A 15,707-nucleotide genomic window follows, 5' to 3' on the forward strand; every position below is an offset into this window, starting at 1 on the left:
TGCGTTATCGATCTGGTCGAAGGCACTCGCAGAGCCTGTACCCCAAACTTCGTGACATACACGGGTCAGGGCAGCAGTCAAAGTGGTTTTACCATGGTCAACGTGACCAATGGTGCCTACGTTCAAGTGCGGCTTATTACGCTCAAATTTAGATTTAGACACGGTTACACCTCTTCCTGTTTCTTAAGTCCTGGGGATCAACCCTTTTTAATGATCGCTTCGGCAATGTTCGAAGGTGCCTCTGAATAACCAGAGAACTCCATCGCATAGGACGCCCGGCCTTGCGTTGCAGAACGCAGGTCGGTGGCGTAACCGAACATTTCCGACAACGGAACCTCTGCACGGATGACCTTACCGGCAGGACCTTCGTCCATGCCCTGGATAACGCCGCGACGACGGTTCAGGTCGCCTACAACATCACCCATGTAATCTTCCGGCGTCACAACTTCAACACGCATGATCGGCTCGAGCAGTGCCGGGTTCGCCTCGAGGGCACCCTTCTTCATTGCCATGGAACCAGCGACCTTGAAGGCCATCTCGTTCGAGTCGACGTCGTGGTAGGAACCGTCGTACAGGGTTGCCTTGATACGCAGCAGCGGATAACCGGCCAGACAGCCGTTCTGCATCTGCTCTTCAATACCCTGCTGAACTGCCGGGATGTATTCCTTGGGAACAACACCACCAACAATCTCATTCACGAAGATAAAGTTTTCACCATCTTCATCATCCAGCGGCAACGGCTCAAGCTTGATCTTGACGTGACCGTACTGACCACGACCACCAGACTGACGCACAAATTTGCCTTCGACGTCTACCGACTTGCGAATGCGCTCACGGTAGGCCACCTGCGGCTTGCCGATGTTCGCCTCTACCTTGAACTCGCGACGCATGCGGTCAACGATGATGTCCAGGTGAAGCTCACCCATGCCAGAGATGATGGTCTGACCGGATTCCTCGTCGGTACGAACGCGGAACGACGGATCTTCCTGAGCCAGCTTACCCAGTGCAACGCCCATCTTTTCCTGGTCCGCCTTGGACTTCGGCTCAACGGCAACAGAGATAACCGGCTCCGGGAATTCCATGCGCTCGAGAATGATCTTGTGATTCTCGTCGCACAGGGTGTCACCGGTGGTTACGCTCTTCAGGCCGATCGCAGCAGCGATGTCGCCCGCCAGTACTTCTTTGATTTCCTGGCGATCCTTGGAGTGCATCTGAACCATACGGCCGACGCGCTCTTTCTTGCCTTTGACCGAGTTGTAGACGGCATTACCGGACTCAAGCTTACCGGAGTAAACCCGGAAGAAGGTCAGCGTGCCCACAAACGGGTCTGTGGCGATTTTGAACGCCAGTGCCGCGAACGGCGCATCATCATCCGCCTCACGAAGCTCCTCGGTACCGTCTTCGTCAACTTCACCACGGATGGCCTTGACTTCGTCCGGCGCCGGCAGGAACTCGATAACGGAATCCAGAACCGCCTGAACACCCTTGTTCTTGAACGCAGAACCACAGGTAGCAACAACGATCTCGTTCGCCAGGGTACGCATACGCAGACCCTTCTTGATATCGTCGATGGAGAGCTCACCCTCTTCGAGGTACTTTTCCATCAACTCTTCGTTGGCTTCTGCAGCAGCTTCAACCATCTGCTCGCGGTACATGGCGACTTCGTCTTCCATTTCCGCGGGAACGTCTTTCTGCTCGTAAGTTGCGCCAGAGTCAGCTTCGTTCCAGTAGATGGCCTTGTTCCGGATCAGGTCAACGATACCGGCGAAGTTGTCTTCAGCACCGATCGGCAACTGGATGGGAACGCAGTTCGCACCGAGACGCTTTTTGATCTGCTCGACGACGCGCAGGAAGTTTGCACCGGCACGGTCCATCTTGTTGACGAACACCATGCGCGGAACTTCGTACTTGTTGGCCTGACGCCATACAGTCTCGGACTGCGGCTCAACACCGGAGGAACCACAGAACACGACAACCGCACCGTCGAGTACGCGCAGGGAGCGCTCTACTTCGATAGTGAAGTCAACGTGCCCCGGGGTGTCGATGATGTTGATCCGGTGCTCCGGGTACTGCTTGTCCATACCCTGCCAGAATGTCGTAGTCGCAGCAGAGGTGATGGTAATACCACGCTCCTGCTCCTGCTCCATCCAGTCCATGGTAGCTGCACCATCATGAACTTCACCGATCTTGTGGGAAATACCTGTATAGAACAGTACCCGCTCGGTGGTCGTGGTTTTGCCCGCATCAACGTGCGCACAAATACCAATGTTTCTGTAACGCTTGATAGGAGTCTTGCGTGCCACTGTATAAACCTCGGCTGATTAGAAACGGAAGTGAGAGAACGCCTTGTTGGCTTCTGCCATGCGGTGAACATCTTCACGCTTCTTAACAGCGGAGCCTTTGCTGTCAGCGGCGTCCAGGATTTCACCAGCCAGACGCTGAGCCATGGACTTCTCACCGCGCTTCCGTGAATATTCTACGAGCCAGCGCATTGCCAACGCGTTCTGACGAGAAGGCCGTACTTCGACAGGCACCTGGTAAGTAGCACCACCAACACGACGGGACTTAACCTCAACCATCGGCTGGATGTTCTCCAGGGCCTTCTCGAACATGTCGATCGGCTCTTCTTTGGATTTCTCGGCAACAATGTCCAGAGCGCCGTAAACAATGCGCTCTGCGGTAGACTTCTTGCCACTTTCCATCACGTGGTTGATGAACTTGGCAAGACGTGCACTGCCGAATTTCGGATCCGGGATAATTTCCCGTTTAGCTGCAACTCTTCTTCTAGGCATCGATAAGCCCTTATATATCTAAAAGGTCTTCAGGAACCCCTGAGATAGCAAATGCTACTCAGCCTTACTCTTACCGTTCTGACAAGCAACGATAAAAGACACCCGCTCGGGACATCAGGACTTGGGTCGTTTTGCACCGTACTTGGAGCGGCCCTGCTTACGGTTCTGTACACCCTGGGTGTCCAGCGTTCCGCGAACAGTGTGATAGCGCACACCCGGAAGGTCTTTTACTCGACCGCCACGGATAAGCACAACACTGTGCTCCTGAAGGTTGTGACCTTCACCACCAATGTATGAGGAAACCTCGTAGCCGTTGGTCAGACGAACACGGCACACTTTACGCAGTGCTGAGTTCGGCTTCTTCGGCGTTGTGGTATACACACGAGTGCACACACCACGGCGCTGAGGGCAGGCCTGGAGAGCAGGAACATCGCTCTTGGCTACCTTGCGCTTACGAGGCTTACGCACCAACTGATTAATCGTTGCCATGTAAGCAAACTCCAAAAAACCATATCAATGAAACTTACCCCCTGTGCAGGGGGTAAAATTTAAGGGACGCAAGTGTAAGCCTGCGCCCCCGGACAGTCAAGATGACTGGTCTCTTTTTGACCACCTCTCGGGTAGGTAACTACCCGGAGGCGGCGCGTCGTCCCAACTCAGCTTTCGCGGTTGAGCTCGGCACTCAGAGCTTCTTCCACGTCGGCCGCGGTTACGCCCTGCTCTTCCAGGTCACGCTTGCGACGACGCTCGTTGTGGTATGCCAGACCGGTACCGGCCGGAATCAGTCGACCAACCACAACGTTTTCCTTCAGGCCGCGCAGGTAATCACGCTTACCGGTAACCGCACCTTCGGTGAGTACCCGGGTAGTTTCCTGGAACGAAGCCGCAGAAATGAACGACTCGGTGGCCAGGGAAGCCTTGGTGATACCCAGCAGCAGACGCTCGAACCGTGCAGGCTCTTTGTCGGCGGCATCGGCCTTCTCGTTTTCTTCCAGCACCTGGGTGATTTCCACCTGGTCGCCGGAGAGCAGAGTGGTATCGCCGGGATCGGTGATTTCCACCTTCCGCAGCATCTGACGAACGATAACCTCAATGTGTTTATCGTTGATGACAACACCCTGCAGCCGGTAAACGTCCTGGATTTCGTTGGTGATGTACTTGGCCAGTTCAACCACACCCAGCAGACGCAGAATATCGTGCGGGTTGGACGGACCGTCCGAGATTACCTCACCCTTCTCAACGGTCTCGCCTTCGAAGACGTTGAGCTGACGGTGCTTCGGAATCAGAACTTCGTAAGCATCCCCATCCTTCGGTGTGATAACCAGACGCTTTTTGCCCTTGGTTTCCTTGCCGAACGAGACCATACCGCTGATTTCAGCCAGGATGGAGGATTCCTTCGGACGACGGGCCTCGAACAGGTCGGCAACCCGCGGCAGACCACCGGTGATATCCCGGGTCTTGGAGCTTTCCTGCGGGATCCGTGCTACCACGTCACCCAGTTCGATCCGCGCACCGTTGGCCATGGTGACCAGAGCGTTTGCCGGCAGGAAGAAGATCGCAGTACCGCCACCTGGCAGCTCCACTTCTTCACCCTTCTCATCAATGAGCTGGATCGCAGGACGAATGTCCTTACCAGCTGCAGGACGCTCCTTGGAGTCGATGACCTCCATGGTGGACAGGCCCGTCAATTCGTCGGTCTGGGTGCGGACAGTGATGCCCTGGTCCATGTTGACGAATTTCGCGGTACCACCAGCCTCGGCGATGATCGGGTGGGTGTGCGGATCCCACTTGGCAACCACAACGCCCGCTTCAACCGCATCACCGTGCTTGACGGATAGAACAGCACCGTATGGCAGCTTGTACCATTCACGCTCACGACCCTGGTCATCGGCAATGGCCAACGCGGAGGAACGGGAAATCACCACCAGAGTACCGTCGGCCTTCTCGATCGACTTCATATTGTGCAGACGGACGGTACCGCCATGCTTGACCTGGATATTGTCCACCGCGGACGCCCGGCTGGCCGCACCACCAATGTGGAAGGTACGCATAGTCAGCTGGGTACCCGGCTCACCGATGGACTGCGCAGCGATAACGCCCACAGCTTCACCGACGTTAACCTCGTGACCACGGGCCAGATCACGGCCGTAGCACTTGGAGCAGATACCGTGGCGGGTTTCACAGGTGATCGCAGAGCGAACCCAGACTTCATCCACACCGGCCCGCTCGAGGGTTTCAACGGCCTTCTCGTCCAGCAGAGTGCCGGCTTCGATAACGGCGTTATCCTTGTCGGTCGGAGTAAACGCATCACGGGCGGTCACACGACCCAGAACCCGGTCACCCAGCGGTACTACAACGTCGCCACCTTCGATGTGCGGCGTCATCAGCAGACCTTCGTCGGTACCACAGTCAGGCTCGGTAACGACCAGATCCTGGGAGACATCTACCAGACGACGGGTCAGGTAACCGGAGTTCGCGGTCTTCAGAGCGGTATCCGCCAGACCCTTACGGGCACCGTGAGTGGAGATGAAGTACTGGAGTACGTTCAGACCTTCACGGAAGTTCGCAGTGATCGGCGTTTCGATAATAGAGCCGTCCGGCTTGGCCATAAGGCCACGCATACCGGCCAGCTGACGGATCTGGGCCGCGGAACCCCGGGCGCCGGAATCGGCCATCATGTAAACCGAGTTGAACGACTCCTGCATCAGGTATTCGCCGTCCTCGCCCTTCACCGGTTGTCCGTCAGGCCCGATAACCTGCTCCTTCGCCAGACGCTCCATCATGGCTTTGGAAACTTTATCGTTGGCACGTGACCAGATGTCGATAACCTTGTTGTACTTCTCGCCCTGGGTCAGCAGACCGGACGCGTACTGGGTTTCGATATCCTTCACCTCAGCGGATGCGGCATCAACCAGCTCGTACTTCTCCGGCGGAATCTCGAAATCGTTGAAACCAATAGAGATACCGGAAACGGTCGCATAGTGGTAACCCATGTACATCAACTGATCCGCGAAGATGACGGTGTCTTTCAGACCGGCATCACGGTAGCAGGTGTTGATCAGGTTAGAGATTGCCTTCTTGACCATCGGCTTGTTGACCAGCTCGTAGGACAGGCCATCAGGCACGATGTCAAACAGCAGAGCACGACCAACCGTGGTATCAACAATCTTGTATTGCTCGGTACGGGAGCCATCTTCGGCAATCGCCACTTCCTTCACGCGAACCTTGACGATCGCCTGAAGGTCGACCTTGCCAGCGCCGTAGGCACGATGCGCCTCTTTGACGTCGGCAAACACCATACCCTCACCCAGGGCGCTCTTGCGCTCACGGGTCATGTAGTACAGGCCGAGTACCACGTCCTGGGACGGCACGATAATCGGCTCGCCGTTGGCCGGCGACAGCACGTTGTTGGTGGACATCATCAGCGCACGGGCTTCGAGCTGGGCTTCCAGGGTCAGCGGTACGTGAACCGCCATCTGGTCGCCGTCAAAGTCGGCGTTGTAGGCCGCACACACCAGCGGATGCAGCTGGATCGCCTTGCCTTCGATCAGAACCGGCTCGAATGCCTGGATACCCAGACGGTGCAGGGTCGGCGCACGGTTCAGCATGATCGGATGCTCACGGATGACTTCGTCCAGGATATCCCAGACCACGCCTTCCTCGCGCTCGACCATCTTCTTGGCGGCCTTGATGGTGGTCGCCAGGCCGCGGTGCTCCAACTTGGAGAAAATAAACGGCTTGAACAATTCCAGTGCCATCTTCTTTGGCAGACCACACTGGTGCAGGCGCAGGTACGGACCGACCACGATCACTGAACGACCGGAGTAGTCCACACGCTTACCAAGCAGGTTCTGACGGAAACGACCCTGCTTACCCTTGATCATGTCAGCCAGGGACTTCAGCGGGCGCTTGTTGGTGCCGGTAATGGCCCGGCCACGGCGCCCGTTGTCCAGCAGCGCGTCAACGGCTTCCTGCAGCATCCGTTTCTCGTTACGCACGATGATATCCGGAGCGTTCAGCTCCAGCAGGCGCTTGAGACGGTTGTTCCGGTTGATCACCCGACGGTAAAGATCGTTCAGATCAGAGGTCGCGAAGCGGCCACCGTCCAGCGGTACCAGCGGGCGCAGATCCGGCGGAAGCACCGGAAGCACGGTCATGACCATGTCGCCTGGCTTGTTGCCGGAATACAGGAACGCCTCAAGAATTTTCAGACGCTTGCTGAACTTCTTGATCTTGGTTTCGGAGTTGGTCTGCGGAATCTCCTCACGCAGGGCATCGACCTCTTCCTGCAGATCAATACCTTCAAGGAGCTCCTTGACCGCTTCGGCACCCATGCGGGCGTCGAACTCGTCGCCGAATTCTTCCAGGGCTTCATAGTACTGCTCATCGTTCAGCAGCTGGCCCTTCTCCAGGGTGGTCATCCCCGGATCGATAACAATAAAGGATTCGAAGTACAGGACCCGCTCGATATCGCGCAGGGTCATGTCCAGCATCAGACCGATACGGGACGGCAGTGACTTCAGGAACCAGATGTGCGCGACCGGGCTGGCCAGCTCAATATGGCCCATGCGCTCACGGCGGACACTGGCCAGCGCAACCTCAACGCCACACTTCTCGCAGATAACACCGCGATGCTTGAGGCGTTTGTATTTACCGCACAGACACTCGTAGTCCTTGATCGGGCCGAAGATCTTGGCACAGAAAAGACCGTCGCGCTCCGGCTTGAAGGTACGGTAGTTAATGGTCTCAGGCTTCTTCACTTCGCCAAAGGACCAGGAACGGATCATGTCAGGCGACGCCAGGCCAATACGGATGGCGTCGAATTCCTTGCTTTGGTTCTGGCTCTTGAGAAGATTCAGCAAATCTTTCATCAGTAAAAGCTCCGGATGGCGTTAATCTCGGGCGGGCACTGGTCGTGCCCGCTCACGCTGCCAAAAACAATTCGGCTCACTCGGATTCCAGCTCGATGTCGATACCCAGCGAGCGGATTTCCTTGACAAGAACGTTGAAGGATTCGGGCATGCCCGGCTCCATCCGATGATCGCCATCGACAATGTTCTTGTACATCTTGGTCCGACCGTTCACGTCATCAGACTTGACGGTGAGCATCTCCTGCAGCGTGTAAGCTGCACCGTAGGCCTCGAGAGCCCACACTTCCATCTCACCGAAGCGCTGGCCACCGAACTGCGCCTTACCACCCAGCGGTTGCTGGGTAACCAGGCTGTAAGAGCCGGTGGAACGAGCGTGCATCTTGTCGTCGATCAGGTGGTTCAGCTTCAGGATGTACATGTAGCCAACCGTTACCGGGCGGTCGAACATATCACCAGTACGACCGTCATACAGCATGGTCTGACCGGTAGTGCTCAGTCCCGCAAGCTCAAGCATGCGCTTGACCTCGGCTTCCTTGGCACCGTCGAATACCGGCGTTGCCATGGGCACACCGCCGCGAAGGTTGTGGCACATCTCCAGGATTTCCTTGTCGGACAGGGAATCCAGGTCCACCTTGAACACTTCGTCTGAGTGATTGTAGATCTCATCCAGCAGCTTGCGTAATTCAGCCACCTTGCGCTGCTCGTCCAGCATCTGGCTGATACGCTCACCCAGACCCTTGGCTGCAGCACCCAGATGAGTCTCAAGCACCTGACCTACGTTCATCCGCGAGGGAACACCCAGCGGGTTCAGAACCACGTCAACCGTGTTGCCGTGCTCGTCGTAAGGCATGTCTTCGATCGGCATCACCGAGGAAATAACACCCTTGTTACCGTGACGACCGGCCATCTTGTCACCCGGCTGGATACGACGCTTGATAGCCAGGTATACCTTGACGATCTTCAGTACGCCCGGTGCGAGGTCGTCGCCCTGCTGAAGCTTGCCTTTCTTGTCGTCAAAGCGCGCTTCGTGTTCCTTCTTGCGGTCTTCCAGACCCTGCTCGGATTTCTCCAGCAGCTCGTTCAGGCTCTCGTCTTTCATCCGGAGCTTGAACCAGTCAGAACGCGGCAGCTCGGCCAGGTAGCTCTCTTCGAGGGTGGCGCCTTTCTTCAGGCCCGGCCCACTGATCACTTCCTGCCCTTTCAACGCACTGTTCAGACGCTCGAATGTCGCACCTTCAACAATCCGGTACTCGTCTTTCAGATCCTTGCGATACTGGTCCAGCTGCTCTTTCTCGATGGACTGGGCACGCTGATCCTTCTCGATACCGTCGCGGGTAAAGACCTGCACGTCGATAACGGTGCCGCGGGTGCCAGTCGGCACGCGGGAGGAGGTGTCCTTAACATCGGACGCCTTCTCACCAAAGATGGCACGCAGCAGCTTCTCCTCAGGCGTCAGCTGGGTCTCACCCTTCGGTGTGACCTTGCCTACCAGAATGTCACCGGGGCCCACTTCAGCACCAATGTAAACAATACCGGACTCATCCAGCTTGGACAGCGCACTTTCACCAACGTTCGGAATATCCGCGGTGATTTCTTCGCTACCCAGCTTGGTGTCCCGAGCCACACAGGTCAGTTCCTGAATGTGGATGGTGGTCAGGCGATCTTCCTGCACCACTTTCTCGGAAATGAGGATGGAGTCCTCAAAGTTGTAACCGTTCCAGGGCATGAACGCGATGCGCATGTTCTGCCCCAGTGCCAGCTCACCCAGATCCACAGAGGGACCGTCTGCCAGCACGTCGCCACGGGCAATAATGTCGCCCTGACGCACGATGGAGCGCTGGTTGATACAGGTGTTCTGGTTCGAACGGGTGTACTTGGTCAGGTTGTAGATATCCACACCTGCATCACCCGCTTCGGTTTCCTCGTTATTGACACGAACCACGATGCGCGAAGCGTCAACGCTTTCGATCACACCGCCGCGGCGAGCCGATACACAGACGCCAGAGTCTTGGGCAACCGTACGCTCAACGCCGGTACCTACCAGAGGCACCTGGGAACGCAGGGTCGGAACTGCCTGACGCTGCATGTTCGCGCCCATCAGTGCCCGGTTGGCGTCGTCGTGCTCCAGGAACGGAATCAAGGACGCAGCGACCGACACTACCTGGCGCGGAGAAACGTCCATGAAGTTGACACTTTCCGGCGGAGTAACGGTAAATTCGTTCTGGTGACGCACGGTGACCAGTTCGTCGGTCAGACGCTTGGTCTTCTCGTCCATGGCGGCGCTGGCCTGGGCGATAACGTAGTTGCTTTCCTCAATAGCGGAAAGATAAACCACCTCGTCCGTAACGACACCTTCAACCACCTTCCGGTACGGGCTCTCAAGGAAACCGTAGGAATTTGAACGGGCATAGGTCGCCAGCGAGTTGATAAGACCGATGTTCGGACCTTCCGGCGTCTCGATTGGGCATACGCGACCGTAGTGGGTCGGGTGTACGTCACGAACCTCAAAGCCTGCACGCTCACGGGTCAGACCACCTGGGCCCAACGCAGAGATACGACGCTTGTGCGTGACCTCGGACAACGGGTTGTTCTGGTCCATGAACTGCGACAGCTGGCTTGAGCCGAAGAATTCTTTAACCGCGGCTGCTACCGGCTTGGCGTTAATCAGGTCCTGCGGCATCAGCCCTTCGCTTTCAGCAAGGCTCAGACGCTCACGAACCGCTCGCTCAACCCGAACCAGGCCAACGCGGAACTGGTTTTCGGCCATTTCGCCAACGCAGCGAACACGACGGTTACCCAGGTTATCGATATCGTCCACATTGCCCTGGCCGTTACGTATGTCGATCAGGGTCTTGAGAACGTCGATGATGTCTTCGTGGGTCAGGGTGCCCTCACCTGTGCTTTCTTCACGGCGCAGACGGCGGTTCAGCTTCATCCGGCCAACCGCAGACAGGTCATAGCGCTCTTCAGAGAAGAACAGGTTATTAAACAGGTTCTCAGCCGACTCCTTGGTGGGCGGCTCACCCGGGCGCATCATCCGGTAGATCTCAACCAGCGCTTCGAGCGGCGTGCGAGTCGGATCGATACGCAGGGTGTCAGACATGAACGGACCACAGTCCAGATCGTTGGTGTAAAGGGTTTCGATATCCTTCACGCCAGCGTCGAGAATCTTGGTGACCAGCTCTTCTGTCAGCTCGGAGTTACACTCCACCAGGACTTCACCGGAACCCTGATCGATCATGTCTTTCGCCAGTACACGGCCGTACAGGTACTCGGTCGGCACCTCAAGCTCGTTGATGCCGGCTTTTTCCAACTGCTTGATGTGGCGGGCCGTAATCCGGCGACCTTCTTCGACAATCACGTTACCGTCATTGTCCTTGATATCGAAGGTCGCGATGTCGCCACGCAGACGGCTCGGCACCAGCTCCAGCTTGCACACTTCCGCGCCCAGGCTGAATTTACTGGTTTCGAAGAACATCTCCAGCATCTGCTCGGAGGTGTAGCCCAGGGCACGCAACAGAATGGATGCCGGAAGCTTACGACGACGGTCGATACGAACGAACACGGAGTCCTTCGGATCAAACTCGAAGTCCAGCCAGGAACCACGGTAAGGAATCACCCGGGCAGAATACAGCAGCTTGCCGGAGGAATGGGTCTTGCCCTTGTCGTGATCGAAGAACACACCCGGAGACCGGTGGAGCTGGGAAACAATAACGCGCTCGGTACCGTTGATAACGAAGGTACCGTTCTCGGTCATCAGGGGCATCTCGCCCATGTAGACTTCCTGCTCTTTAATGTCCTTGATCGCCTTGTTGGACGATTCCTTATCGTAAATGATAAGGCGGACCTTCACCCGCAGCGGCGCTGCATAGGTTACGCCCCTAAGCTGGCATTCCTTGACATCAAAAACCGGCTCGCCAATACGATAGCTCACGTATTCGAGCGCGGCATTGCCAGAGTAACTGACAATCGGGAATACGGATTTGAATGCTGCGTGAAGACCGGTTTCCCGGCGGTCTTCAGGAGCGGCTTCCATTTGGAGGAAGTCCCGGAACGAATCCAGCTGAATAGACAGCAAATAGGGGACGTCCATCACGGAAGGCAATTTACTAAAATCTTTGCGAATCCGCTTTTTCTCAGTGTAGGAGTAAGTCATCTGCATTCCCCAGCTTTAGACCTGATACCTGGTATCAAGAAGCAACCAATGTTCTGCTTCGGGGCCGAATTGCTCGGCTTATCGCGCCGTCTTGAACAAGACTCTGGCTGTAGGTTATAGATCTGACATCAACCTGCAATTGCTCACCAGACTCTATAGCATATACAACAGAAAAAGGCCGGTGGCCCAAAGCCACCAGCCTGTCCATGCTTATCGCACGGTTTCGATCAACAGCCGACTCTTACTTGAGCTCAACAGAAGCGCCTGCTTCCTCAAGCTTCTTCTTGGCTTCTTCAGCGTCGTCTTTGCTAGCTGCTTCCTTGATAACGGAAGGAGCGCTGTCGACCATTTCCTTGGCTTCTTTCAGACCCAGGCCAGTCAGTTCACGAACGGCCTTGATTACGTTTACTTTCTTCTCACCAGGACCGGTAAGTACAACGTCAAACTCGGTCTGCTCTTCAGCAGCGGCTTCGCCACCACCAGCAGCTGCCGGCGCAGCAGCAACGGCTGCAGCGGCAGAAACACCGAATTTTTCTTCCATTGCTTCAACCAGCGCAACTACGTCCATTACGCTCATTTCAGCGATTGCGTTCAAAATGTCTTCGTTAGACAGAGCCATGACTTTCTCCCAAAAATATAAAAAATGGTGTTCAACAGAATCAAGCAGCTTCTTGCTTCTGGTCGCGAACTGCCGCTACAGCACGAGTCACTTTCGAAGGAACTTCGTTCAGTGTCCGTGCCAGCTTGGTGATCGGTGCCTGTGTTACTGCGGCCAGCATTGTCAGCGCTTCGTGACGTGTTGGCAGCTTGGCAAGACGGTCGATCTGGTCTGCACCCATCAGCTCTCCGCCGACGGCCAGTGCCTTAATCTCGAACGCCTCTTTCTCTTTCGCAAAATCCTTCAACAGACGCGCTGCCGCGCCCGGATCTTCCATAGAGAATGCCAGAATGGTCGGGCCGACCAGGGCTTCGTCGATGCACTCGAACTCGGTACCGCGAATCGCGATCTTCGCCAGGTTGTTACGAACAACCTTCAGACGCACGTTTTCGGCACGAGCCTTGGCACGAAGCGCCGTCATGTCACCAGAGGTAACACCACGGTAGTCAGCCATAACCACAGACAGAGCACCACCGGCAGTCTCGTTGACTTCAGCGACGATCGCTTTCTTGTCTTCGAGTCTAATTGCCACTGGATTTCTCCTCGATTTCGCCGGGTCTTCCCGGCAAACCCACATATACCCCTCGCGGGGCTCCTAACGGTGTTTGGGTTCAGAGAGAACGTCTTCACACCGTCTGCGCAGGCGTTGCTTTAACCCTTGCAGCACTTCCAGTCAGACCGAAAGTGCTTCGGGGGCCTGCGGTCTTTGACAGCCTTGGCTTCCGCCCAGACTACAAAGTAACCACCGATCAAAGGATCAAATAGCGAGACCGCTCTGATCGATAGTCAGGCCAGGACCCATAGTCGAGGAAATGGTGATCTTTTTGAGATACACGCCTTTCGCCGACGACGGCTTGGCCTTTTTCAGATCTGCTACCAGAGCTTCAAGGTTTTCCTTGATGTTCTGCGCAGAGAATTCAACGTTACCCAGCGGAGCGTGGATAATGCCGTTCTTGTCGGTGCGGTAACGAACCTGACCGGCCTTGGCGTTCTTGACCGCAGTCTCGACGTCAGGAGTCACAGTACCCACCTTCGGGTTCGGCATCAGGCCACGGGGACCAAGAATCTGGCCCAGCTGACCAACAACACGCATGGCGTCCGGAGTGGCGATAACCACGTCGAAATCCATGTTGCCTTTCTTAACTTCGTCCGCCAGATCGTCCATGCCTACAACGTCTGCACCAGCAGCCGTTGCTTTCTCGGCATTGGCGCCCTGGGTAAATACAGCGACGCGAACGGTCTTGCCGGTGCCGTGAGGCAGAACAGTGCTGCTACGGACAACCTGGTCGGATTTACGTGCGTCAACGCCCAGATTGACGGCTACGTCGACAGACTCTTTGAACTTCACGTTCTGGCCCAGCTCAACCAGCAGTGCAACTGCTTCGTCGACAGAGTAGGAACGGGTAGAGTCTACCTTTTCACGAATAAGCTTCTGACGCTTGCTCAGCTTCGCCATGTTACAGGCCCTCCACGTTCAGGCCCATGCTGCGGGCTGTTCCTGCAATGGTACGTACCGCTGCGTCCATATCGGCTGCAGTCAGGTCCGGCTCTTTGGTCTTGGCAATTTCTTCAAGCTGCTCGCGGGTCACGGTACCGACTTTCTCGGTATTCGGACGACCGGAGCCACTCTTGATGCCAGCGGCCTTCAGGAGAAGAACCGGTGCAGGCGGAGTCTTGGTAATAAAGGTAAAGCTGCGATCACTGTAAACGGTGATCACGGTCGGAATCGGCAGACCAGGCTCCATGTCCTGAGTCTGGGCGTTGAACGCCTTGCAGAATTCCATGATGTTTACGCCGCGCTGACCCAGTGCAGGACCAACGGGGGGACTCGGGTTGGCCTTGCCGGCAGCAACCTGAAGCTTGATGTACGCTTCAATTTTCTTTGCCATGATAGATCTCCTGTGGGTTCAAACGCCTCTCGGCTCCCCGTTTTTACAACTGCTAAGAGCAGACACAAAAAGCCCGCGTCGCTTGAGCGCGCGAGCTTTCAGCTTTCCCGTTACCGGTCAGTCTTTTTCGACCTGCCCAAACTCCAGCTCTACCGGAGTTGAACGACCAAAGATCAGAACGGCAACCTTGACCCGACTCTTGTCGTAGTCAACTTCCTCAACCACACCATTGAAGTCCGCAAAAGGACCTTCAACAACGCGAACAATCTCACCCGGCTCGAACAGCGTCTTCGGCTTGGGCTTGTCTGCACCGCTTTCGACTCGACGAAGGATCGCTTCCGCTTCCTTTTCGGTGATCGGTGCAGGCTTATCCTTGGTACCACCAATAAAACCAAGAACACGCGGGGTGTTCTTCACAAGGTGCCACGTCGCATCGTCCATTTCCATCTGGACCAGTACGTACCCGGGATAGAATTTGCGCTCACTCTTGCGCTTCTTCCCTTCTCGCATTTCGACGACTTCCTCGGTCGGAACCAGGATCTCGCCGAAACGGTCTTCCATCTCGTGCAGCGCAACGCGCTCCCTGAGAGTGCGCATTACCTGCTTTTCGAAGCCAGAATACGCATGAACGACGTACCAGCGCTTAGCCATTGCCCACTCCTGTTAACCGATAAACCCGGCGACCAGCCAGCTGATCAGCGAATCCATACCCCACAACAACAGAGCCACAACGAGCACAAACACCACAACAATCGCTGTCGTCTGCACGAGCTCGGGCCTGGTGGGCCATACCACTTTCCGGATCTCTACTCTCGCTTCCTTCAGCAGCGTCGCGAAGCGACGACCACGGTCGGTCTGGAGGGCAACAAGCGCCGCCACAATTGCGAGACCTACAAGAGCCAGAACCCGATACAGCAGAGACTCGGCACTATAATACTGATTCCCCACCACACCGATGGCGATCAGAACGAAAACAACCAGCCACTTCACGAAATCGAAACGGCTGGCTGACTGAACGGCTTTTGACTCCATAGGAATCAACTTATGTATCCGGATGTTAAAAAATGGCAGGCCAGGAGGGAATCGAACCCCCAACCTGCGGTTTTGGAGACCGCTGCTCTGCCAATTGAGCTACTGGCCTGCACCGAAACAACTCAGTGCACTTACTCTCGAGTCCATTACTCGATAATCTTGGAGACTACGCCGGCACCAACGGTACGGCCGCCTTCACGAATCGCGAAGCGCAGGCCATCTTCCATGGCGATCGGAGCAATCAGGGTAACACTCATCTTGACGTTGTCACCCGGCATAACCATTTCCACACCTTCCGGCAGTTCGCAA

Annotated in this window: 13 protein-coding genes and 1 tRNA gene; all 14 read right to left on the bottom strand. The window is 56.1% G+C overall.

Annotated features, from left to right (window positions below):
- The coding region (locus AC13DD_RS01145) for a GTP-binding protein (protein WP_482901584.1) at positions 1 to 162 on the bottom strand (162 nt) is incomplete at its 3' end.
- Positions 163 to 197: 35 nt separating this feature from the next.
- The gene (gene fusA / locus AC13DD_RS01150; RefSeq protein WP_008174849.1) at positions 198 to 2,303 is read right to left on the bottom strand and encodes an elongation factor G; all 2,106 of its coding nucleotides are present in this window, start codon (positions 2,301 to 2,303) and stop codon (positions 198 to 200) included.
- 18 nt (positions 2,304 to 2,321) lie between these two features.
- Positions 2,322 to 2,792, bottom strand: coding sequence for a 30S ribosomal protein S7 (gene rpsG, locus AC13DD_RS01155; protein WP_008174847.1), 471 nt, complete (start codon positions 2,790 to 2,792; stop codon positions 2,322 to 2,324).
- A 114-nt stretch (positions 2,793 to 2,906) separates the two neighbouring features.
- A complete protein-coding gene (rpsL, locus tag AC13DD_RS01160) occupies positions 2,907 to 3,281 on the bottom strand; it encodes a 30S ribosomal protein S12 (protein WP_008174844.1) in 375 nt (124 codons plus the stop codon).
- A 167-nt stretch (positions 3,282 to 3,448) separates the two neighbouring features.
- Positions 3,449 to 7,663: a DNA-directed RNA polymerase subunit beta' gene (gene rpoC / locus AC13DD_RS01165; RefSeq protein ID WP_008174840.1), complete on the bottom strand. Its 4,215-nt coding sequence runs from the start codon at positions 7,661 to 7,663 to the stop codon at positions 3,449 to 3,451.
- Between the two features lie 76 nt (positions 7,664 to 7,739).
- Positions 7,740 to 11,819 (bottom strand): DNA-directed RNA polymerase subunit beta, encoded by a 4,080-nt coding sequence (gene rpoB, locus AC13DD_RS01170; RefSeq protein WP_482930737.1) that lies wholly within the window; start codon positions 11,817 to 11,819, stop codon positions 7,740 to 7,742.
- A gap of 241 nt (positions 11,820 to 12,060) precedes the next feature.
- Positions 12,061 to 12,438, bottom strand: coding sequence for a 50S ribosomal protein L7/L12 (rplL, locus tag AC13DD_RS01175; RefSeq protein WP_008174836.1), 378 nt, complete (start codon positions 12,436 to 12,438; stop codon positions 12,061 to 12,063).
- Between the two features lie 40 nt (positions 12,439 to 12,478).
- Positions 12,479 to 13,009, bottom strand: a complete 531-nt coding sequence (gene rplJ, locus AC13DD_RS01180; RefSeq protein WP_008174835.1) for a 50S ribosomal protein L10 — start codon at positions 13,007 to 13,009, stop codon at positions 12,479 to 12,481.
- Between the two features lie 225 nt (positions 13,010 to 13,234).
- Positions 13,235 to 13,933, bottom strand: a complete 699-nt coding sequence (gene rplA, locus AC13DD_RS01185) for a 50S ribosomal protein L1 (protein ID WP_008174833.1) — start codon at positions 13,931 to 13,933, stop codon at positions 13,235 to 13,237.
- A 1-nt stretch (position 13,934) separates the two neighbouring features.
- Complete coding sequence (rplK, locus tag AC13DD_RS01190; protein WP_008174831.1) at positions 13,935 to 14,366, bottom strand: 50S ribosomal protein L11; 432 nt, start codon at positions 14,364 to 14,366, stop codon at positions 13,935 to 13,937.
- 117 nt (positions 14,367 to 14,483) lie between these two features.
- Positions 14,484 to 15,017, bottom strand: a complete 534-nt coding sequence (nusG, locus tag AC13DD_RS01195; RefSeq protein WP_008174829.1) for a transcription termination/antitermination protein NusG — start codon at positions 15,015 to 15,017, stop codon at positions 14,484 to 14,486.
- A gap of 12 nt (positions 15,018 to 15,029) precedes the next feature.
- Positions 15,030 to 15,398 carry a preprotein translocase subunit SecE gene (gene secE, locus AC13DD_RS01200; protein ID WP_008174826.1) on the bottom strand — a complete coding sequence of 123 codons (369 nt, stop codon included), beginning with the start codon at positions 15,396 to 15,398 and terminating at the stop codon, positions 15,030 to 15,032.
- Between the two features lie 33 nt (positions 15,399 to 15,431).
- Positions 15,432 to 15,507 (bottom strand) — tRNA-Trp (locus tag AC13DD_RS01205).
- Positions 15,508 to 15,544: 37 nt separating this feature from the next.
- A partial coding sequence (locus AC13DD_RS01210; RefSeq protein WP_482901594.1) for an EF-Tu C-terminal domain-related protein occupies positions 15,545 to 15,707 on the bottom strand: 163 nt, incomplete at its 5' end.

The sequence above is a fragment of the Marinobacter sp. L-13 genome (assembly GCF_056857715.1).